The organism is Caulobacter sp. FV2ps19, from assembly GCF_058681035.1.
In genome coordinates this window covers 1,955,771-1,975,928 of the sequence record NZ_CM178729.1, presented here as the reverse complement: position 1 = coordinate 1,975,928, position 20,158 = coordinate 1,955,771, and the positions used below count along the sequence as shown (strand labels likewise).

At 66.4% G+C, this 20,158-nt stretch carries 17 protein-coding genes and 1 riboswitch; of the genes, 7 read left to right on the top strand and 10 right to left on the bottom strand.

Annotation, left to right across the window (positions count from 1 at the left end; translation table 11 throughout):
• Positions 1 to 44: 44 nt before the first annotated feature.
• Positions 45 to 839 (bottom strand): TOBE domain-containing protein, encoded by a 795-nt coding sequence (locus ACW18B_RS09410; protein ID WP_492051328.1) that lies wholly within the window; start codon positions 837 to 839, stop codon positions 45 to 47.
• 86 nt (positions 840 to 925) lie between these two features.
• Between ACW18B_RS09410 and modA the strand changes: the two genes are divergently transcribed.
• Both modA and modB read left to right on the top strand, forming a co-directional pair.
• Positions 926 to 1,675 (top strand): molybdate ABC transporter substrate-binding protein, encoded by a 750-nt coding sequence (gene modA / locus ACW18B_RS09405; RefSeq protein WP_492051327.1) that lies wholly within the window; start codon positions 926 to 928, stop codon positions 1,673 to 1,675.
• A 2-nt stretch (positions 1,676 to 1,677) separates the two neighbouring features.
• Positions 1,678 to 2,340 carry a molybdate ABC transporter permease subunit gene (modB, locus tag ACW18B_RS09400; RefSeq protein WP_492051666.1) on the top strand — a complete coding sequence of 221 codons (663 nt, stop codon included), beginning with the start codon at positions 1,678 to 1,680 and terminating at the stop codon, positions 2,338 to 2,340.
• 269 nt (positions 2,341 to 2,609) lie between these two features.
• Here modB and ACW18B_RS09395 read toward each other — a convergent pair whose 3' ends face one another.
• From ACW18B_RS09395 to ACW18B_RS09375, 5 genes are all read right to left on the bottom strand, one after another.
• Positions 2,610 to 3,083, bottom strand: a complete 474-nt coding sequence (locus ACW18B_RS09395) for a low molecular weight protein-tyrosine-phosphatase (protein ID WP_492051325.1) — start codon at positions 3,081 to 3,083, stop codon at positions 2,610 to 2,612.
• Positions 3,080 to 6,679 (bottom strand): hydantoinase B/oxoprolinase family protein, encoded by a 3,600-nt coding sequence (locus ACW18B_RS09390; RefSeq protein ID WP_492051324.1) that lies wholly within the window; start codon positions 6,677 to 6,679, stop codon positions 3,080 to 3,082. The genes ACW18B_RS09395 and ACW18B_RS09390 overlap by 4 nt, the downstream gene beginning before the upstream one ends.
• Positions 6,680 to 6,845: 166 nt before the next feature.
• Positions 6,846 to 7,421, bottom strand: a complete 576-nt coding sequence (locus ACW18B_RS09385; protein WP_492051322.1) for a TMEM165/GDT1 family protein — start codon at positions 7,419 to 7,421, stop codon at positions 6,846 to 6,848.
• A gap of 89 nt (positions 7,422 to 7,510) precedes the next feature.
• A riboswitch (yybP-ykoY riboswitch) is annotated at positions 7,511 to 7,620 on the bottom strand.
• 163 nt (positions 7,621 to 7,783) lie between these two features.
• Positions 7,784 to 8,521: a DUF2793 domain-containing protein gene (locus ACW18B_RS09380; protein ID WP_492051321.1), complete on the bottom strand. Its 738-nt coding sequence runs from the start codon at positions 8,519 to 8,521 to the stop codon at positions 7,784 to 7,786.
• A 103-nt stretch (positions 8,522 to 8,624) separates the two neighbouring features.
• On the bottom strand, positions 8,625 to 9,632 hold the full coding sequence (locus tag ACW18B_RS09375; RefSeq protein ID WP_492051319.1) for an NAD(P)H-dependent flavin oxidoreductase: 1,008 nt from the start codon (positions 9,630 to 9,632) through the stop codon (positions 8,625 to 8,627).
• Positions 9,633 to 9,801: 169 nt separating this feature from the next.
• Between ACW18B_RS09375 and ACW18B_RS09370 the strand changes: the two genes are divergently transcribed.
• The 4 genes from ACW18B_RS09370 to ACW18B_RS09355 are packed head-to-tail and all read left to right on the top strand — an operon-like array spanning position 9,802 to position 14,761.
• Complete coding sequence (locus ACW18B_RS09370) at positions 9,802 to 11,253, top strand: methylmalonyl-CoA mutase subunit beta (RefSeq protein ID WP_492051664.1); 1,452 nt, start codon at positions 9,802 to 9,804, stop codon at positions 11,251 to 11,253.
• Positions 11,254 to 11,256: 3 nt separating this feature from the next.
• Complete coding sequence (scpA, locus tag ACW18B_RS09365) at positions 11,257 to 13,410, top strand: methylmalonyl-CoA mutase (RefSeq protein WP_492051317.1); 2,154 nt, start codon at positions 11,257 to 11,259, stop codon at positions 13,408 to 13,410.
• A gap of 31 nt (positions 13,411 to 13,441) precedes the next feature.
• Positions 13,442 to 14,017 (top strand): Uma2 family endonuclease, encoded by a 576-nt coding sequence (locus ACW18B_RS09360; RefSeq protein ID WP_492051315.1) that lies wholly within the window; start codon positions 13,442 to 13,444, stop codon positions 14,015 to 14,017.
• A gap of 54 nt (positions 14,018 to 14,071) precedes the next feature.
• Positions 14,072 to 14,761 carry a Uma2 family endonuclease gene (locus ACW18B_RS09355; protein ID WP_492051314.1) on the top strand — a complete coding sequence of 230 codons (690 nt, stop codon included), beginning with the start codon at positions 14,072 to 14,074 and terminating at the stop codon, positions 14,759 to 14,761.
• A gap of 6 nt (positions 14,762 to 14,767) precedes the next feature.
• On the opposite strand, the gene ACW18B_RS09350 is transcribed toward ACW18B_RS09355, so the two are convergent.
• Together ACW18B_RS09350 and ACW18B_RS09345 are read right to left on the bottom strand one after the other, a co-directional pair.
• Positions 14,768 to 15,211, bottom strand: a complete 444-nt coding sequence (locus ACW18B_RS09350; RefSeq protein ID WP_492051313.1) for a DUF4112 domain-containing protein — start codon at positions 15,209 to 15,211, stop codon at positions 14,768 to 14,770.
• Between the two features lie 45 nt (positions 15,212 to 15,256).
• Complete coding sequence (locus tag ACW18B_RS09345; protein WP_492051663.1) at positions 15,257 to 15,721, bottom strand: DUF4112 domain-containing protein; 465 nt, start codon at positions 15,719 to 15,721, stop codon at positions 15,257 to 15,259.
• A 192-nt stretch (positions 15,722 to 15,913) separates the two neighbouring features.
• On the opposite strand from ACW18B_RS09345, the gene ACW18B_RS09340 reads away from it, so the two are divergent.
• Complete coding sequence (locus tag ACW18B_RS09340; protein ID WP_492051312.1) at positions 15,914 to 16,231, top strand: heavy metal-binding domain-containing protein; 318 nt, start codon at positions 15,914 to 15,916, stop codon at positions 16,229 to 16,231.
• Here ACW18B_RS09340 and ACW18B_RS09335 read toward each other — a convergent pair.
• Both ACW18B_RS09335 and ACW18B_RS09330 read right to left on the bottom strand, forming a co-directional pair.
• Positions 16,228 to 17,016: a hypothetical protein gene (locus ACW18B_RS09335; RefSeq protein WP_492051311.1), complete on the bottom strand. Its 789-nt coding sequence runs from the start codon at positions 17,014 to 17,016 to the stop codon at positions 16,228 to 16,230. The genes ACW18B_RS09340 and ACW18B_RS09335 overlap by 4 nt on opposite strands.
• A gap of 86 nt (positions 17,017 to 17,102) precedes the next feature.
• Entirely contained in the window at positions 17,103 to 20,069 is a 2,967-nt protein-coding gene (locus tag ACW18B_RS09330) for a TonB-dependent receptor plug domain-containing protein (RefSeq protein ID WP_492051310.1), read from the bottom strand.
• Between the last annotated feature and the right edge of the window lie 89 nt (positions 20,070 to 20,158).

The following is a 20,158-nucleotide window of genomic DNA, read 5'->3' as shown; positions in this document are numbered from 1 at the left end:
AGCGTTAGGCTCTGGAGCCAGGTCGCCCTGCATCCCGAGGGCCGCTATTCGACAGCCAGGATGACGTCGGACGGTTCGATGACCGCGGTGATGCTCTGACCGATTGATAGCCTCAGGGCGTCGGCCTCCTTCCGGGTCAAGGTGGCGACCAGGGTCTTGCCGGCGCTCAGGGTGAGGCCGATCTCGCTGGTCGCCTCGCCATCCTCGCGCTCGGCGACGACAGCGCGCAGCCGATTTGGCGTAGAGGCGAAATCGCCCGCCAGGCTGACGAAGCTGGACTTGATCAGGGCGATGGCCGGCTTGCCCACCGTCAGGTTCAGCGCCTCGGCGCTATGTCGGGTGATGATCGAGACAATCTCGACGCCGTCGCCCAAGGATAGCGCGATCTCGACTGTCACAGCCCCCTCCCCGATCCGCGCCACCGTGCCGCGCAGGGCGTTGCGAGCGCTGGTCCGCAGGCCCAGACTCCAGAAGAGATCGCCCAGCCCCTGTTCCGGAGCCAGAGCCAGTCCCGCCTCGAGCCGCGAAAGGGCGGCGCCGATCTCGCGCTCGACCGCCCTGAAAGCCTTGATCACCGCATGACCGCGGGGGGTGACCGTTGCGACGCCGCCCGCCTTGCCGCCGGCGCTGGCGGCGATCAGCGGCCCGTCGAACAGATTGTTCAGCGCCTGAACAGCGTCCCAAGCGCCCTTGTAGCTGAGCCCCAGGGCCTTGGCGGCGGCGGTGATCGAGCCCTGCTCGCCCACCGCTTCCAGAAGGGCGATGCGCTCCAGCCCGACCCGGGCCAGGGCGCCCCGGCGCAGAACGAGAGAGGCGCTGAGTTCGCCGTCTAGGGACATGGGCGCTCCGGATCAGACGGGACAGCGTTATGTAGTCTTGCTACATAACGCTGGTTCATCATCGACTCCAAGTCGGAAGGTCTCGCATGTTCGCTCGCCGCGCCCTGATCACCGCCATCGCTTTGTGGTGGCTCGGAGTCGGCCCGGCCCTGGCGGGCGAGACCCGGGTGGCGGTCGCCGCCAACTTCACCGAACCGGCCAAGGTGATCGCCGCACGCTTCGAGGCCCGGACCGGCCACAAGGCGATCCTCAGCTTCGGCGCCTCGGGCCAGTTCTACACCCAGATCGCCAACGGCGCGCCGTTCGAGGTGTTCCTGTCGGCCGACGCCGAGCGCCCTGAAAAGGCGGAGGCCGAAGGTTTGGCGGTGGCGGGCGCGCGCTTCACCTACGCCACGGGCCGGCTTGTGCTGTGGAGCAGGACGCCCGGCCTGGTCGACGCCAAGGGCGCGGTTTTGGCCAAGGGCGGGTTTGAGAAGCTGGCGATCGCCGATCCCCGCTCCGCGCCCTATGGCCAGGCCGCCGTTGAGACGTTGAGCAAGCGAAACCTCTATGACGGCCTCAAGGCCAGGATCGTCACCGGCGCGTCGATCACCCAGGCCTATCAGTATGTGCAGACTGGTGCGGCCGAGCTGGGCTTCGTGGCCCTGTCGCAGGTGATCCACGAACCCGGCGGCTCGCGCTGGGTGGTTCCCGCCACGGATCACACCCCGATCGACCAGCAGGCCGTGCTGCTGAAGTCCGGCGCCGCAAACCCCGCCGCCAGGGCCTTTATGACCTTCCTGAAAAGCCCGGAGGCCAAGGCCGTCATCCGGGACTACGGCTACGCGGCGCCTTGACCATGCTGTCGGTGCTGTGGCTGACCCTTAAGCTGGCCGGGATCACCACGATCCTGCTGCTGCTGCTCGCCACCCCCCTGGCCTGGTGGCTGGCCCGCAGTCCCTCGCGCTGGAAGCCGGTGGTGGGGGCGATCGTGGCCCTGCCGATCGTGCTGCCGCCGACGGTGCTGGGCTTCTATCTGCTGATCGCCCTTGGCCCCCACAGCGTGCTGATGGCGCCGCTACAGGCGTTCGGCGTCCGCACCCTGGCCTTCACCTTCCAGGGCCTGGTGATCGGCTCTCTGATCTATTCCCTGCCCTTCGCCGTTCAGCCTCTGCGCAACGCCTTCATCGCCCTGGGCGACGAACCGCTGGAGGCCGCCGCCACCCTGGGCGCTTCGCGGTGGGAAAGCTTTCTGCGCGTAGCGCTGCCCCTGGCCCTGCCAGGCTACGCCGTCGCCGCCATCCTGGCCTTCGCCCATACGGTCGGTGAATTTGGCGTGGTGATGATGCTGGGCGGCGGCATTCCGGGCCAGACCCAGGTGCTGTCGGTCGAGATCTTCCAGTTGGTCGAGCAACTGCGCTGGAACGAAGCGCACCGCCTGTCCGCCCTGCTGCTGGTCTTCGGGTTCCTGGTGGCGCTGACGCTGCTGTTGTTGGAGAAGCGGGCGACCAGGGGATCCTAGTCACGCCTCCTACGGATCGCTGCGCGATCGTCTTTCCCCCGGGGCAGAGGCTATCGTATAGGATCAAAACGGCTGTCATCCCTGACGAGCGCGCAGCGCGAAGATCCGGGACCGACGCCTGAGCGCCGCGTTCCGGGTCGGTCCCGGATCGGCGCCCGGCTTCGCCAGGCTTGTCCGGGATGACAAATCTTCTGGAAGCAAACCCATTGGCGATACATCCTGCTCCCTGTGGGCAGGCGCGCGTCAGCGCGGAGATGGCTAGCCTTTGCCTATTTCGAGAGCGCCGCCAAGCTTACCGCCAGCCCCCGGGCCGCCGCCTCGACCTGGCGCCAGGTCACCTCAAAGCCCGCCGCATTGCCATAGTACGGATCGGCGACGGCCTGACCTTCCAGACCCTCGGCATGGTCGAGCAACAGACCCAGTTCGGCCGCGCCGTTCACGGGCCGCAGGCCGCGCAGGCTCTTCAGATTGTCGTGGTCCAGGGCCAGGATGTGGGTGAAGCGGCGGAAGTCCTCGGCCGTGACCTTCCGGGCCCGCAGGCCGCTGATATCGACGCCGTGCTGGCGCGCCACGGCGATGGCGCGGCGGTCGGGCGGATGGCCCTTGTGCCAGCCGCCGGTGCCGGCGGAGTCGATCTCGACCTCCAGCCCTATGCGCTGCGCCTCTGCGCGAAAGGCGGCCTCGGCCAGGGGCGAGCGACAGATGTTGCCCAGGCAGACGAACAGAACTGAAAACCGACTCACGCTTGGCCCCAACCCCCGCCGCCGGGCGTTTCGATGATGATGGCGTCGCCGGCCCCGACCTCGACCAGATCGGTGGCCGCCAGGCGCTGGACCGTCCCGTCCGCCCGCTCCACCCGCGCCTTGCCCAGAGCGCCCGTCATGCCGCCCTCAAGCCCAAACGGCGGCACACGGCGGCGATTGGACAGCAGGGTGGCCGTCATGGGTTCGCGGAAGCGGATCTTGCGCACCACGCCGTCGCCGCCGTGATGCAGGCCTGCACCGCCCGAACCGCGCCGGATCGAGAAGGCCTCAACCAGCACCGGATAGCGAGTCTCCAGCACCTCTGGATCGGTCAGGCGACTGTTGGTCATGTGGGTCTGGACGGCGTCGGTTCCGTCAAAATCGGGGCCCGCGCCCGAGCCGCCGCAGATGGTCTCGTAATATTGCCGCCGCTCGTCCCCGAAGGTGAAGTTGTTCATCGTACCCTGCGCGCCGGCCATGACGCCGAGCGCGCCGTAAAGGGCGTCGACCACGACCTGGCTGGTCTCGACATTGCCCGCCACCACCGCCGCCGGATAGCGCGGCCGCAGCATCGAGCCCTCGGGAATGACCAACTGCACGGGTCGCAGGCAACCGTCATTCATCGGGATCTCGTCGTCGACCAGGGTGCGGAACACATACAGCGCCGCCGCCCGGCAGATCGAGGCCGGAGCGTTGAAATTGGTCGGGACCTGATCGCTGGAGCCCGTGAAGTCGACGCGGGCGGTGCGGGCCTCACGATCAACGGTGATCGCCACCTTCACCACGCTGCCGTCGTCCAGTTCATAGGCGAAGGCGCCGTCGCTCAGCGTCGCCAGCACGCGGCGGACGGCCTCTTCGGCATTGTCCTGCACATGGGCCATATAGGCCTCGACCACGTCCTGGCCGAACTCGGCGACCAAACCTGTCAGGCTTTCGGTCCCGCGCGCGCAGGCGGCGATCTGGGCCTTGAGGTCGCCGATGTTCTGGTCGGGATTGCGGGCCGGCCATTTACCCGAGGCCAGCAGGGTGCGGGTCTCGGCCTCCAGGAACCGCCCGCCCTCAACGAGCAGGAAATTCTCGATCAGAACCCCCTCCTCCTCGACCGTGCGGCTATTGGGCGGCATCGAGCCGGGCGTGATCCCGCCGATGTCGCCCTGGTGCCCGCGCGCGGCGACGTAGAAGAGCAGGGCTCCCGCCGCGTCGAACACCGGCATGACCACGGTGACGTCCGGCAGGTGGGTGCCGCCCTTGTAGGGCGCGTTGAGCATATAGACGTCGCCCGGCTTCATGCCGCGTCCATCGCTCTGCCGCGCCTCGCGGATCGCCCGCACGCTGTCGCCCATCGAGCCCAGATGCACCGGCATGTGCGGGGCGTTGGCGATCAGGTTTCCGTCGCGATCGAACAGGGCGCAGGAGAAGTCCAGCCGCTCCTTGATGTTGACCGAATAGGCGGTGTTCTGCAGCGCGAAGCCCATCTCCTCGGCCACGGCCATGAACAGGTTATTGAACACCTCCAGCATCACCGGATCGGCCTTTGTGCCGATGGCGCGGCGGGCCGGCAGGGCCTCGATGCGGTCGAGGATCAGGTTCAGGTGAGGATCGACGGCGGCGCGCCAACCGGGCTCGACCACCGTTGTCCCCGTGGCCTCGCGAATGATAGCGGGACCTTTGACTTCGGCGCCGACAGCCAGGGCCTCGCGGTCAAACACCAGCGTCGCTCTGGCCTGCCCGGCCATGCGAACCTCGACCGTGCTCAGCGCCTCCGGCTCGCCCGACGCACCGGCGCCCAGATCCGGCGCCGCGCCGGCGTCCGCATGGCCGATGGCCTCCACCGACAGCGTCTCGACCACCAGGGCCGTGCTGGGTGAGGTGAAGCCAAAGCGCCGCTGGTGCATCGCCTCGAACGTCGCGCGCACGCCGCCCTCGTCGGCCAGGGGCACGACCAGCGGCGTATCCGTCCCGGCATATTTCACGCGCAGGGTCGCCACGGTCTCGACCGAGGCGACCGGCACGGCCTGAGCGCGGAGGGCGCGCTCAGCTTCGACGGACAGGGCCGTGGCCTGGTGGACGAGATCCGCGGCCGCCTCCGTCAGCGGCCGCTCGACCGTCGCCTCACGGATCAGCCGCAGATCCGCCAGACCCATGCCGTAGGCGCTGAGCACCCCGGCGAAGGGGTGGATCATCACCTTGGTCATGCCCAAAGCGTCGGCCACCAGGCAGGCGTGCTGTCCGCCCGCGCCGCCGAAACAGGCCAGCACATAGCGGGTGACGTCATAGCCGCGCTGGATTGAGATCTGCCGCACGGCCTTGGCCATGTTCTCGACGGCGATGGTGAGGAAGCCCTCGGCGATCGCTTCGGAGCTCATGGCCTCGCCGGTCGCCGCCAGGATTTCGGCGGCCAGGGTGTCGAAGCCGTGAACCACCGCCTCGGTATCGAGGGGCAGGTCCGCGCCAGGGCCAAACACCGCGGGGAAGAATTCCGGCCTCAACTTGCCCAGCATGACATTGCAGTCGGTGACCGTCAGCGGGCCGCCCCGCCGATAGGCGGCGGGCCCGGGCACAGCGCCGGCCGAGGCCGGTCCCACCCGCAGGCGCGCGCCGTCGAAGCTGCAGATCGAGCCGCCGCCAGCGGCGACGGTGTGGATGTTCATCATCGGCGCGCGCATCCGCACGCCCGCCACCACGGTCTCGAAGGCCCGCTCGTACTCGCCGGCATAGTGGCAGACATCGGTGGAGGTGCCGCCCATGTCGAAGCCGATCACGCGCTCGAACCCGGCCTGGGCCGCCGTCCGCGCCATGCCCACGACGCCCCCGGCCGGCCCGGAGAGGATGGCGTCCTTGCCCCGGAAGGCCCGCGCATCGGTCAGGCCGCCATTGGACTGCATGAACAGCAGCCGAGTATCGTCGCCCAACTCGCCGGCCACCCGGTCGACATAGCGGCGCAGGATCGGCGACAGATAGGCGTCGACCACCGTGGTGTCGCCGCGTCCGACCAGCTTCATCAGCGGGCTGACCTCGTGGCTGACCGAGACCTGGGAGAAGCCGATCTCGCGGGCGATGGCGGCGACGCGGGCCTCGTGATCGGTAAAGCGAAAGCCGTGCAGCAGCACGATCGCCACGGCCCGGAAGCCGGCGTCGAAGGCGGCCTGCAGCCCCGCCCGCGCGGCGACTTCATCCAGAGGACGCAGCACCTGCCCCTCGACACTGACCCGCTCGTCGATCTCGACAACGCGGTCATAGAGGGCTTCGGGCTTGACGATATGGCGGTCGAACAGCCTGGGCCGGGCCTGATAGCCGATGCGCAAGGCGTCGGCATGACCGGCGGTGATCGCCAGCACGGTCGGCTCGCCCTTGCGCTCCAGCAGGGCGTTGGTGGCCACCGTGGTGCCCATCTTGACCGCGTCGATGCTCGCGCCTGCCGGCAGCAGGGCGCGTAAGCCGGCCACGGCGGCATCGGCATAGTGCTCGGGATTTTCCGACAGCAGCTTGTGGGTCAGCAGTGCGCCATCGGGACGCCGCGCGACGATATCTGTGAAGGTGCCGCCGCGATCGATCCAGAATTCCCAGCCGCGCAGGTTCGGATCGTCGGAAGTCATGAAAGGGCGCGGCTCCTTGCGTGTTCCTGTCATAGCGCCTCGAAAAACCTTGTCATCCCGGAAGCCTCGCAGAGGCTCTCCGGGACCCAGGGGCCGGCGCAAAGCGATGCCCCCTGGGTCCCGGCTCTCGGCTTCGCTGCGGCCGGGATGACAAGGTTTTTGACGACTATTTCAACAGGCCGGACGCCTCGACCGCCGCCCAGACGCCCAGCCCCAAGAATATCACCGCAGCGCCGATACGGACATATTTCAGCGGCACGACCTTGGTCGCCGCCTCGCCCAGATAGACCGCCGGGATGTTGGCCAGCATCATGCCCAGGGTGGTGCCGGCGGCGACCCAGAAGATGCTGTGGAACTTGGCGCCCAGGGCCACCGTGGCGATCTGGGTCTTGTCGCCCATCTCCACCAGGAAGAAAGCGATGGTGGTGGTCAGGAACACGCCATAACGGCCTGCGCCCGAACCCTCCTCGTCATCGGCCTTGTCGGGGATCAGCGCCCAGGCGGCCATGGCGATGAACGAGAGGGCGATGGCCCACTGGAACCACTTGCCGCTCAAGAAATCAGACACCCAGTAGCCGGCCGTCGCCGCCAGGGCGTGATTGGCCAGAGTGGCGACCAGAATGCCCAGGATGATCGGCACGGGCTTCTTGAACCGCGTGGCCAGGATAATGGCCAAAAGCTGGGTCTTGTCGCCGATCTCGGCGATGGCGACGACCAGGGCCGAAACGAGGAGAGCTTCCATCAGTGCTGATAACCTTCCGGGCCGGGCGCATGCCAATAGCGTCGACGTCCCACCCAGCCCGGGAGGATATCGGCGCCATTGGTCTCGCCATGGAAGCGTATGATAGCTTCCCTCCCCGCGCCATGGATCCGGAGATCCAAGTGTGTTGACGGCGGGGCCCGCTGATCGGTGCGGGCGGCTACTCCCCAAAGGTGGGGTGCGTTTAGCGGCTTGGGATGTCTGGGTCAATTCCTCCTCCCCCGTGAAACGGGGGAGGTGTCGCGGCGCGGATACGCGACGTGACGGAGGGGGCCTCGCGGCTCCGGAACGCCCCCTCCACCACTTCGTGGTCCCCCTCCCCCGTTTCACGGGGGAGGAAAAAGCTAAACCCCCGCCGGCGCATCAAACCGCAGCAGGTGGATCGCCACCCGGACCTTGCCGCCGGTGAAGCTGCCACCCGCCGAGGTCAGCAGCACCGGCGTATCGGCGTAGTAAGCCGTCGGTCCGATCACCCCGATGTTGCTGCTGTTCCTAGCCGCGCCCAGCGAACCGCCGAACTTGCTGGCGTCGCCCGCCACACCGCAATTGTAGGACGTGGCCCCCGTCACCGCGACAGTCGTCCGGGTCGAGACCGCCAGCACGATGGACCGCGCCGGGATGACGATCGCCGTCGAGGTGGTCGCGCCCGCCAGCGTGGTTTCCTCCTCGCGGATCTCGAGCCGGGTATTGGCCAAGCCCGGCGAGGCGGCGGCGGTGAGGCTCTTGAAGGTGGTCGACAGGAGCGTCCAGACGAGGCCGTCATGGGCGACCATCTGGTTCTCGTCCTTGACCCAGGCCAGGACGCCCTCGGCCGGGACCAGGGCCTCCCAGACGCCAGCCTCGAACCGCATCAGGGTTCCGGCCGCCTGCCCGGCCCAGACCGCGCCGGTCGCGCCGGCGGGCAGGATCCAGACGCCGCCGGCGACCGGACTAGCGGGCTGTGCGGCCACCGCACGGCTCTCGACCGCCAGTTGGACCAGACCGTCCAGCCGGGCGAGGCTTTCATTGATGGGGATGTGCTTCTGGGCCTGGGCGGCGACCACATAGGGCAAGCCCAGGCGCGGGGTGGTTTCGTCGAACATCGGGGAACCTCAAGGACGTTGAACTCGTCCTAGGATCGCCCGGCTGTCAGAGCCGGGGACCGACCGTGGTCGATCCCCGTCCCGTCCCCGCTCCAGCGTGTCGCTACTCGGCCGCGAAGGCCAGATGGTGGCCCGAAGTCAGCGCCGTCTTGGCGGCCAGTTCGGCCTTGGCTTGCTCGTACTCTTGCGAGAGCTTGGCGACGAGTTCGCCGGCGCTGAGCACCGCATCGATGGCGCCGATGCCCTGGCCGCAGCCCCAGATGTCGCGCCAGGCCTTGGCTTCCTGGTTGCCGCCCGACCCGAAATTCATCGCCGACGGGTCGCTGACCGGCAGGTTCTCGGGGTCCATGCCGGCCTTGACCACCGAGGGCCGCAGATAGTTGCCGTGCACGCCGGTGAACAGGTTGGAATAGAGGATGTCGTCGGCATGGCTGTCGACGATCATCTCCTTGTAGGCCTGGGCCGCATTGGCTTCGGTCGTGGCGATAAAGGCCGAGCCGATATAGGCCAGATCGGCGCCCATGGCCTGGGCGGCCAGGATCGAGCGGCCCGAGGCGATCGAACCCGACAGGGCCACCGGCCCGTCGAACCACTGGCGGATTTCCTGGATCAGGGCGAAGGGCGACAGCGTGCCGGCATGGCCGCCCGCGCCGGCCGCGACCGGGATCAGGCCGTCGGCCCCCTTCTCGATCGCCTTGTGGGCGTGCTTGTCGTTGATGACGTCATGCATCGTGATGCCGCCATAGGAATGGATCGCGGCGTTGAGGTCTTCGCGCGCACCCAGCGAGGTGATTACGATCGGCGCCTTGTGTTTCACGCACAGCTCGACGTCTTCCTCGAGCCGGTTGTTGGTCCGGTGGACGATCTGGTTGACGGCGAACGGGGCCGACGGCGCGTCGGGGTTTGCGCGGTCGTAGGCGGCCAGTTCCTCGGTGATGCGGTGCAGCCACTCGTCCAGTTGCGAGATGGGGCGGGCGTTCAGCGACGGGAACGAGCCGACAATACCCGCCTTGCACTGGGCGATCACCAGGTCGGGATTGCTGATGATGAAGAGCGGAGAAGCGATGACCGGCAGGCGAAGACGGTCACGCAGGATCGGCGGCAAGGCCATGGAAAGACGGCTCCCTCAGGGCGGCGTTCAGCGCCGCGCATGTAAACGGCGTTAGCTTAAACGCGCGTTCGCATCCGGCGCAAGGCTTGACGGCCCTAACGGCAGGGGCGCATCACCGTCGAAAACCAAAAATGCTGCACCGCAGGAGAGAGACGCCTTGACCCAGGCCCTGACGCCTTTGGCCGATGATTTTCCGGTCCAGGACGATGCGACGGTTCGGGCCCGTTGGTCGGCGCTGGTCGAGAAGACCCTGAAAGGCCAGAGCTTCGACGAGGCGCTGACCGTCACGACGCCCGACGGCCTGACGATCCAGCCGCTCTACACCGCCGCGGACGGCGTCGCCGTCGCCCGCGACCTGCGCCCGCGCGACGCCGACCGCCCCTGGGACCTGCGCATGCGCGCCGCCCATCCTGATCCGAGCCGCGCGGCGAGCGATATTCTGGTCGACCTGGAGAACGGCGCGGCCTCGGTGCTGCTGGCGGTCGATCCGGCGGGCGTGACGGGCGTGGCGATCGGCTCGGCCGATGATATGGCCAGGGCGCTGGACAAGGTGCTGATCGACCTGGCCCCGGTCGCCCTGGACGCCGGCTATCTGGGGCCCAAGGCCGCCGACTGGCTGGGCGCCCTGGCCAAGGCCGCGCCCAATGCGCCGATGGCCTTTCACATGGATCCCCTGACCGTCTTCGCCCAGACCGGCGTCAGCCCGGGCCCGATCGAGAGCCACGTCTTCAACGCTGCCACGGTGGGCGCCCGCCTGGCGACCACTTACGCCAAAGCCAGCCTGTTTTTGGCCACCGGCCGCGCCGCGCACGAGGCCGGCGGTTCGAATGTCGACGAACTGGCGCTGATGACGGCCAGCGCCCTGGCCTATGCCAAGGCCCTGGTGCGCTCGGGCCTGTCGATGGACGAGGCGTTCGGGCGCATCGTGCTGGGCGTCAGCCTGGACGGCGAATATTTCACCGGCGTCGCCAAGGTCCGCGCCGCGCGGGCCCTGTGGGCGCGACTGACCCAGGCCTGCGGGGTCAGCGTTGCGGCCAGCATCGAGGCCCGCTCCTCGGGCCGGATGCTGACCACAAAGGACGCCTGGACCAATCTGCTGCGCCTGACCTCGGCCGGGTTCGCCGGGGCCGTCGGCAGCGCGGACGTCGTGGTGCTGGGCGCCTTTACCGACGCCATCGGCCTGCCGACCACCTTCGCCCGCCGCCAGGCCCGCAACACCCAGCTGGTGCTGATGGAAGAGAGCCATCTGGGCCGCGTCGCCGATCCGGCCGGCGGGTCCTGGTATCTGGATAGCCTGACCGACCAGATCGCTCACGCGGCCTGGAAGGCCTTCCAGGCCATTGAGGCCGCTGGGGGCGTGATCAAGGCGTTGGAGTTGAGCCAGATCGCCGGCGCGGTGGCCATCAGCCGCGCTGCGCAAGAGGCCGCCTTCGCCGACAAAAGCCGCAAGATCCTGGGCGTGACCGTCTTCCCCAACGCCGACGACAAAGCCGCCGAGGTCGAGCGAGTCGATCCGTCGGCCTTCGCTGTGGAGGGCCCAGACCCGCGCCTGCCGGGACCCGACAGCCATTGCCCGTCCCTGCCCGCCATCCGTTTCGCCGCCGCCTTTGAGGGAGCCTGAGCCATGACCAAGTTCCCGGACTTCACCACCCTCGACTTCACCGAAGTCGCCACAGCCGCCGCGCCGGATGGCGAGGCCTGGCACACGCCCGAAGGCGTCGATGTCGCTCCGGCCTTCACCGCCGACGATGTCGAGGGCCTGGACTTCACCGGCGGCTATCCGGGCGTCGCGCCCTATGTGCGCGGCCCCTACCCGACCATGTACGTCACCAATCCTTGGACCGTGCGGCAGTATGCCGGCTTCTCCACCGCCGAGGACTCCAACGCCTTCTACCGGCGAAACCTGGCGGCCGGCCAGATGGGCCTGTCGGTGGCCTTCGACCTGGCCACCCACCGGGGCTATGACAGCGACCACGAGCGGGTGAAGGGCGATGTCGGCATGGCGGGCGTCGCCATCGACTCGATCCTGGACATGCGCACCCTCTTCTCGGGTATCCCGCTGGACAAGATGAGCGTGTCGATGACCATGAACGGCGCGGTGCTGCCGATCCTGGCGCTCTATATTGTCGCCGCCGAGGAACAGGGCGTTTCCCCCGACAAGCTGTCGGGCACGATCCAGAACGACATCCTCAAAGAATTCATGGTGCGCAACACCTACATCTATCCGCCCGCGCCCTCGATGCGGATCATTTCCGACATCTTTTCATACACTTCGACCAACATGCCGAAGTTCAACTCGATCTCGATCAGCGGCTATCACATGCAGGAGGCCGGGGCGACGGCCGACCTGGAGCTGGCCTATACCCTGGCCGACGGCATCGAATATGCCCGGGCCGGCGTCGCGGCGGGCATGAGCATCGATGTCTTCGCGCCGCGCCTGTCGTTCTTCTGGGCGATCGGCATGAACTACTTCATGGAAGTCGCGAAAATGCGCGCCGCCCGCCTGCTCTGGGCGCGGCTGATGAAGCGGGAGTTCGAGCCCAAGGACGATCGCTCGCTCTCCCTGCGCACCCACAGCCAGACCTCTGGCTGGTCGCTGGCGGCGCAGGACGTGTTCAACAACGTCTCGCGCACCTGCGTCGAAGCCATGGCGGCCGTGAACGGCCAGACCCAGAGCCTGCACACCAACGCCCTGGATGAAGCCCTGGCCCTGCCGACCGACTTCTCGGCCCGTATCGCCCGCAACACCCAGCTCTTCCTGCAGATGGAGAGCGGCACGACCCGCGTCGCCGACCCCTGGGGCGGAAGCTACTATGTCGAGCGCCTGACCTATGATCTGGCCCAGAAGGCCCTGGCCCATATCGAAGAGGTTGAGGCCGCCGGCGGCATGGCCAAGGCCATCGAGCGCGGCATCCCCAAGCTGCGCATCGAAGAGGCCGCCGCCAAGACCCAGGCCCGCATCGACGCCAATCGCCAGAGCGTGGTGGGCGTCAATCGCTACAAGCCCGACGTCGAGGACGTCATTCCAATGCTGAAGGTCGACAACAGTTCGGTCCGCACCCAGCAGCTGGAGAAATTGGCCCGCCTGAAGGCCGAGCGCGATCCGGCCGCCACGGCGGCGGCGCTGCAGGCGCTGGAAGACGGCGCGCGCGGCGACGGCAACCTGCTGGCCCTGGCCGTCGACGCCGCCCGGGCCAAGGCCACGGTCGGCGAGATCAGCCTGGCGATGGAGAACGTCTTTGGTCGCCACCGCGCGGTGATCCAGACCATCGAAGGCGTCTATGGCAAGGAATCCGGGGCCGACCCCAAGGCCGCCCGCGCCCGCGCCATGGTCGCCGCGTTCAAGGAGGCCCATGGCGGACCGCCGCGCATCATGGTCGCCAAGATGGGCCAGGACGGCCATGATCGCGGCCAGAAGGTGATCTCCAGCGCCTTCAGCGACCTGGGCTTCAAGGTCGAGATCGGCCCGCTGTTCCAGACGCCGGCCGAAGCCGCCGAGGCGGCGATCAAGGCCGGGGTGCACGTGGTGGGCGCCTCGTCCCTGGCGGCCGGTCACCTGACCCTGGCGCCGGAACTGAAGGCCGAACTGGCCAAGCAGGGCGGCGAGGACATCATCATGGTCGTCGGCGGGGTGATCCCGCCTCAGGACTTCCAGGCCCTGCTCGACGCCGGCGCCGCCAGCATCTTCCCGCCCGGCACGGTGATCGCCGAGGCGGCCATCGAGGTGCTGGAAAAACTGAACGTCCAGCTGGGCTACACCCAAGGGGCGGCGGCTTAGCCCCCTCGCCAATCCGTGCTATCTTGGGCGCATGAACGCCCTGGCCCGAGCGCTGGAGACCGTGCAGCAGCATCGCTTCACGCTGGACGATGTTTTGCGCATGCAGGACGCCGGCATTCTCGATGAGAGCGCCCGCGTCGAACTGGTGGATGGAGCCCTGGTCGAGATGGCTTCCGAAGGCGCGCCGCATACCTGGGCGAAGATGCAGATCGCCAAGCACTTCATGGTGACGGCTGGCGACGCTGTGCAGGTGATCATCGACTCGACGCTGCGGCTTTCGCCCACCTACGCGCCTGATCCTGATCTCTATCTCTACGATGCCGGCCTGCCGATCGCCTCCGTGACCGGGACCAATGTCGGCCTGGTGATCGAGGTCGCGCAATCCACCGTTCGCTACGACCTGGTCTTCAAGGCGGAACTCTACGCCCAGCACGGGGTGCGCGACTATTGGGTGGTGGACGTCAATGCCGACACGCTCATCGTCCATCGCAGCCTGGCCAGCGGCGTCTATCGCGACGTCACCCACCACGCGGCGCGTGAGACCGTCACCCCGCTGGTCTTTCCGCATCTGACGCTGTGTCTGGGCGAACTGCCGAAGATCCGTTAGCCAGGGGGCGTCGCGCCCCGATGCGGTTGCGCGTGATTATGCTATCCTCAGCTCATGAACGCGCCCGTCCGCTTCCAGCAGCCGACGCCCCATCACCGCTTCACGCCGGATGAGATCCTCATCCTGCAGGCGGGCGGTCTGCTGCCGCCCGATGATGACCTGGGGCTGATCGATGGCCGTTTCGTCGATCGGACCACTGACGAACCGGTCCGTTTCACGCTTGAAGACGTCTTCCTTATGGTTGAGCTTGGCGCGCTCCATCCCGATGAGCGTGTGGAGCTGATCGACGGAGCGCTGCTCGACATGTCGCCGCAAAACGCTCCGCACATGGAAGCCAAGCGCATCCTCATAAGGCTTCTGCACCGCCATCTGTCCGACGACATCGCCATCCACGTTGAAGGAACGCTGTCGCTCGCAAAAGGCGCTAGCCCCATACCGGACATCTTCATCCATTCAACGGACACGCGCGTGGACGCGGTGCGGGGCCCCGATGTCCTGCTGCTGATCGAGGTGGCCGACAGCTCGCTGCTTTACGACCTCGGGCTCAAGGCGTCCCTCTATGCGCGTTATGGCGTGAGCGACTATTGGGTGGTCGACGCCTCTGGCCGGCGGATCCTTGTCCATCGCAAACCGGGGCCGGAGGGCTACGGCGAGATCCGGCAAGTCAATCGGGACGGCGAATTCAGGCCGCTGGCCTTTCCCGACCTGACCGTTCGTGTCGCCGACCTGCCGAGCGTCGACTAAGCCGCTCTATCGCCTGGCCTTGCCGCGCTTCGTCTTCACCCGCGCCGCCACGATATCGTCGGGCAGGCCATGCCGCGCCTCGATATCCTTCTGCAGCGCCTTGGCGGCCATCAGGTGACCGGGGAACAGGGTGTCGACCACCGAGCCGGCGAACGGCACGGCGTCGGTGGCGGTGTCCATGGCCACATAGGCCAGCATCCGCATCAGGGTGAAGATCGAAACGCCGCCCTGCAGGCCGTGGATCAGCAGCAAGCCGCCGGCGCCGATGCTGTACAGCGGTCCCACCACCGGCACCCACGACAGCACGCCGTCCAGACCCAGCCCAAACGGACCGATGCCGATGAGGCGGTCGGACAGGCGCTTGACGGTGTCCGCCGACTTCCAGGCGCGGTGCGCCCGGGCGCGGGCGCTGTCGCCTTGCGAGAGCGATGGGGCAGCTTGCAGGGTCATAGTCGCTCAACGCCTCGATTGGCAGAAGGTTGTCGGTCGTCGCGATCAGCCCAGGAAAACGACCCGGCGCTTCTCCTTGCCGGCCTGGATACGGGCCAGAAGATCGCGATATTCGGCCGTACCCTGAGCCTCCTTGCGGGAGCTCTCGAAATAGATGGTGTCGTCCATGTGCTTGGTCAGCATGTCGGCCGACCATTTGTGGCCGGTGAACAGCACGTCGGCGATCTTGCCGGCCACCGGCAGCGCGCCGGCGACGGTGTCGATCAGGATGATGGCCACGATCTGCACCACGATCATCGGGGACGAGCGCGCGCGGACGGCGTCGATGATGATCAGGCCGCCTGCGCCCAGGCTGTAGAGTTCGCCGGCGCCCGGAATCCAGGTCAGCAGACCGTCCAGACCGACGCCCAGCGGCCCGATCCCGACGACATTGTCGGACAGCTTCTTTACCCGTTCCACATTGTTTCGGATGTTGTGCAGGTCGAGGTGCGACTTGGCGAAGATCACCAGAAAACTCCGAGGCGAGAACGGGTGGTTAATCTGCCTTAAGCACGCCCCTGCAGGAAGTGGCGTCACGCCAGATTCCCCCGCCAGATGAAATCGCCGTCAGAAAGGCTCTCGTTTCAGGGGATCCCCTCGCGAACCGCGCCGTTTACCCCTAAGTTAGGGATGTTGGCGCGCGCGGCGCACAGAGGTTTATCCATGCTGATCTCGACCACGCCCTTCATCGAAGGTCGCCCGGTTCAGGACTACAAGGGTGCGATCTACGCCCAGTCGATCCTGGGCGCGAACGTGGTGTTGGACCTGATGGCGGCGATCCGCGACTTTGTCGGCGGTCACTCCAAGTCCTATGAGCGGGTTCTGGCCCGGGCCCGCGAGGACGCCATGAAGAACCTGGAAAAGGAAGCCGAGAAGCTGGGCGCCAACGCCATCCTGGCTGTCGATCTCGACTATAACACCGTCGGCCCCAACGGCTCGATGATGATGGTCTCGGTGTCGGGCACGGCGGTCGTTCTCTAGCTGTACCCCAACAGCGCCCTCAGGCCGGGCGCGTGGAAATCCACCACCCGCTTGTGAACGTCCGAAAGCGTCTTGGGCAGATCCGCCGTGACGCTGAGATTCTCGCTGGCCGTGCGGCTTTCGCGACGGTCGGCGCCGGTCTCGACCCGATCGCGCCAGTCGGCGGGCAGGTCCAGGCCGCAATCGGCGAGCAGCTTGCCGAAGAAACCCTCGGCGCGCCTGGAGCCCAGATCCTTGAGGCTGTCGACGATATCCTCATAGCGCACCAGCACCGCATCAGAGCCCATCCAGGCCACGGCGTTCATGCTGAAGATATCCTTCAGGTCGGGCACGCGGCCGTGCGCGCCCAGGATCATCATCATGATCACGTCCTCGGCCGAGGCGCCGCCGTTCTTGATGTGGTTCAGGTTGCCCTGGAATTCATCGGACAGATAGAAGCGGGCGCGGGCCAGGACCCAGTCATAAGGGTCGCGCACCAGCACGATGTGGCGCACGTCGCGCAGGGCCACCGCCGACTCGTCCGAGAACAGCATATGCCCCCAGCTGATCATCGGCCTGGACTTTGAAAACGCCTCCGGCCCGTACTGCCGCAGGATGGCGTGCTGGATATATTCGCGCCGCCAGTGCTGATCGGGCGCGACGAACATCCGCATGATGTTGCGCATCAGGTGGGTGCCGGCCTTGGGCACACTGTTGAGATAGACCGGGGTGGTCAGGGCCGCGCGGTCGAAGCGTTGGCCGATCTCGTCCAGATTGTCGGGCTTGCCCCGGATGATGGCGTTCACGCGACGGCGCTCCCCAAGACAACACTCGATACAAAAACGGCGGCGGGTCACCCCGCCGCCGTCCATGTTAGCGCATCAGTCTGAGACTAGAAGCGCGCCGTGATGTTCATGAACACGCGACGGCCGAGATAGTCGTATTGCGACGCCAGGACCGACGAGCCGACGGTGTTGTAGTTGCCACGGCCCTGCGAAACAGCCGGGGGCGCTTCGTTGAACAGGTTGGCCACACCACCCAACAGGGTCCAGTCATCAAACTTCTTCTGAAGCGAAACGCTGTGATACGCCGTGAACTCAGTGTGGATCTTGTAGAACGTCGTGCCATCCGCGCTGACATCGGCATAGTCCTCGGCGTCAGACGCCTTGCCGATCATGTCGATGCCCCAGTAGCCGGTCCAGTCGCCACGCTCAAAGCGGAAGCTGAGCTGCCCCGACCAATCGGGGTCGCCCACGAAACCGTTGTCGTCCACGACTGTGTCCGCGAACAGGGCGGTGGTGTCCTCCAACTGCCATGTCGATTGCAGATCGACGGTCAGCTTGGTGTCCCATGGCAGCTCCTGGCCATAGCGAACGGTCAGGTCGATGCCGCGGTTCGCCTGCTCGGCAACGTTGAGGTAGTTATTGGTGATGGCGGTGATCAGGTGCGAGCCGGGATTGCGCTCGAACAGATTACACAACGGCTCCGTCGCGAAGGTCAGCGAACGATAGCAACCCTTGACGATGTTGCCAGCACCAAGCTGACGGATCTCGTTGTTGACGTCGATCTCGAAGTAATCGACCGCCACATTGAGGTTGGCGAAGCTGGGCGTCCAGATCAGGCCATAGGTGACGGCCTTTGAGGTTTCGGCCTCCAGCATCCCCTTGCCGCCAGCCGAGGTGACCACTGCGGTTGCGCCATTACCGGAGTAGTCTCCAGGAACGCCGGCTGCCGCACAGTTATCGGCGACGTATTGATCCAGGTTGCCCTGATCCAGGTTCTGCTGCCAGCGGATGCAGGGGTCGACCGTGCGCTGCGAGGCGAAAGCCGTCTCTGCGTTCTTGTACAGCTCGAACAGGGCCGGAGCGCGGAACGAGGTGCCTTTGGTCGCGCGCAGGCGTAGCGACGGCACGATCTGCCAGTTCAGGCCGATCTTGTAGGTGTCGTCCTTGCCATAGCTGTTGACCTTCGTGTGGCGGCCCGACAGCGACAGACTGACGTCTTCGGCGAAAGGCAGCCCCTTCAGCAGCGGAACGCTCAACTCGCCGAAAAACTCGCGCGCCAGATCGTCACCCTTGGTAATGCCGGCGGTGGACAGGCCCCAAACGTTACCGGCCAGGGTAACGGCGCCTGGAACGTCGTTGATCTCGTCCTTGCGATAGTGGAAGCCGAGCGCGGCGCCCACAGGACCAGCCGGCAGTGTGAACAGATTGCCCGAGACCGATCCCTCCAACACCAGTTGGTTGTAGGTGGTCTGCCCCTCTTCGCTGTCGAACAGGAAGGCTTCCTCGGCGGCGGTGTACTTTCCGGCCAGGAAGTCCGGCGTGACCCAGCTGACGTCAACGCAGGGCTTGTTGCTGACGGGGGTAACCTGGCCCACGCAGGAACCGGTGCGGAATGCGCCGATGTCGACAGCGTCCTTCAGGATCACGTCCTGCGAATAGGTCCCCTTGGAATGGCTGTACTGCGTGAAGACATCCCAGTCCCATCCCTTCAGGAAATCAATCTGGCCGAAGTCGCCGCGCAGGCCGCCGACATAGCGTTGGTAATCAACGCGCTGGGCCGAACGGTAGCGGTTGGTGACAGGGGTCGGTGAGAGGATGAAGTCGCCGGTGAAGCCGGCCGAGAAGGGGTCGTAATCGCCAGTATAGAAGTAGCTCCAGAACTGGCGGTAGTTGTTGGTCTTGGTCGCGCGGCGGTTCAACAGCATCTCGCCATAGGCTTCGACGCTACCATTGATGTCGAACGCCCCCTGAGCGAAAACCGTCGAGCGCTCGGTCCGCGGGCTCAGCGACGCGGCCAGGTTGAACGGACTGTTGTAGTCCAGCACGCCGTTGTCGGCCGCCTGCGGGTTATCCCGAGTGTAGCCCACGGTGTAGAACCCTGCCGGCATGCCAGGATAGTCGGCCTCCTGGCCCGGGGGCAGTTGCGGGATCAGGCCGCCCAACTTGCCGCTGTAGTCATATTGCAGCTTGCCGTCCAAGCCCGCGAAACTGAAATCGTACAGCCAGATTTGATCGTACAGGACATCGCGGCACTGAACGCTACCCGTGCGAGGATCAATGGTGTCCTTGCGACTGCCGCTGGCGTCGGTGATGTACTGGCGACCACAGTTCGTGTAGCTGCGCTGTCCGTTCGTCTGCTCGGCGCTCTTGGCGTAGTCGTACGAGGCGTTGAAGTAGCCGCGTTCAAAGGTCTTGCCCCAGGTGATGCTGCCGCGGGACTGCTGGCCACCGTGTTTCTGCGGCTGGCTGATGAAGGCGTCCAGCTCCACACCGTCAGTGTTGCGCTTCGTGATGATGTTCACGACGCCGGCGACGGCGTCAGAGCCATAGATCGATGAGGCGCCGTCCTTCAGGATATCGACGCGGTCAATCGCGGACACCGGAATGACATTGAGATCAACGGCCGACACGCCGCCGCGCACGCCGGCGGGACCGGTACGGCGACCATTGATCAGGACCAAGGTGCGGTTTGCGCCCAGGCCCCGCAGCGAAATGGTTTCGGAGCCAGGACCGCCGTCAGTGTTGAAGGCGCTCGAAATGGTAGATGTGATCTGCGGCGAACCGGACGCGATCGTCGAGCTCATCAGCAGGCCTGACGTCGACGAGATGCCCTTCAGCTTGCCCTGCTCTGCGGTGATCACCTGGATCGGATCAGGGCTGTTGAATTCGCTGCGCTTGATGCGTGAACCGGTAACCACCAGGGCCTCGACCTCGGTCGCTTCGGCCGCCGGCTTTTCGTCCGTCGTTGTCAGGGGCGCAGCCGCTTGAGCGAGCGCCACAGCCGGTGCCAGAACGCCGGCAGCCAACCCGGCGATGACCGTGGAGGCTAGAAGGTGTTTACGATGGTTCGACATTGCAGATAACGCCCCTGTGTTTTCGCATAGACCGGCAAACTCAACCGCAACGCCCAGGCAAGCGTGCGAAGAACAGCCGTTTGCATCAA

Coding starts and splice junctions, on each gene's coding strand:
- ACW18B_RS09375 (WP_492051319.1), bottom strand. CDS start 9,632: ATGGCCTTGCCGCCGATCCTGCGTGACCGTCTTCGCCTGCCGGTCATC.
- ACW18B_RS09410 (WP_492051328.1), bottom strand. CDS start 839: ATGTCCCTAGACGGCGAACTCAGCGCCTCTCTCGTTCTGCGCCGGGGC.
- ACW18B_RS09350 (WP_492051313.1), bottom strand. CDS start 15,211: ATGACCCTGCAAGCTGCCCCATCGCTCTCGCAAGGCGACAGCGCCCGC.
- modA (WP_492051327.1), top strand. CDS start 926: ATGTTCGCTCGCCGCGCCCTGATCACCGCCATCGCTTTGTGGTGGCTC.
- ACW18B_RS09340 (WP_492051312.1), top strand. CDS start 15,914: ATGCTGATCTCGACCACGCCCTTCATCGAAGGTCGCCCGGTTCAGGAC.
- ACW18B_RS09390 (WP_492051324.1), bottom strand. CDS start 6,679: ATGACTTCCGACGATCCGAACCTGCGCGGCTGGGAATTCTGGATCGAT.
- modB (WP_492051666.1), top strand. CDS start 1,678: ATGCTGTCGGTGCTGTGGCTGACCCTTAAGCTGGCCGGGATCACCACG.
- ACW18B_RS09355 (WP_492051314.1), top strand. CDS start 14,072: ATGAACGCGCCCGTCCGCTTCCAGCAGCCGACGCCCCATCACCGCTTC.
- ACW18B_RS09360 (WP_492051315.1), top strand. CDS start 13,442: ATGAACGCCCTGGCCCGAGCGCTGGAGACCGTGCAGCAGCATCGCTTC.
- ACW18B_RS09385 (WP_492051322.1), bottom strand. CDS start 7,421: ATGGAAGCTCTCCTCGTTTCGGCCCTGGTCGTCGCCATCGCCGAGATC.
- scpA (WP_492051317.1), top strand. CDS start 11,257: ATGACCAAGTTCCCGGACTTCACCACCCTCGACTTCACCGAAGTCGCC.
- ACW18B_RS09330 (WP_492051310.1), bottom strand. CDS start 20,069: ATGTCGAACCATCGTAAACACCTTCTAGCCTCCACGGTCATCGCCGGG.
- ACW18B_RS09380 (WP_492051321.1), bottom strand. CDS start 8,521: ATGTTCGACGAAACCACCCCGCGCCTGGGCTTGCCCTATGTGGTCGCC.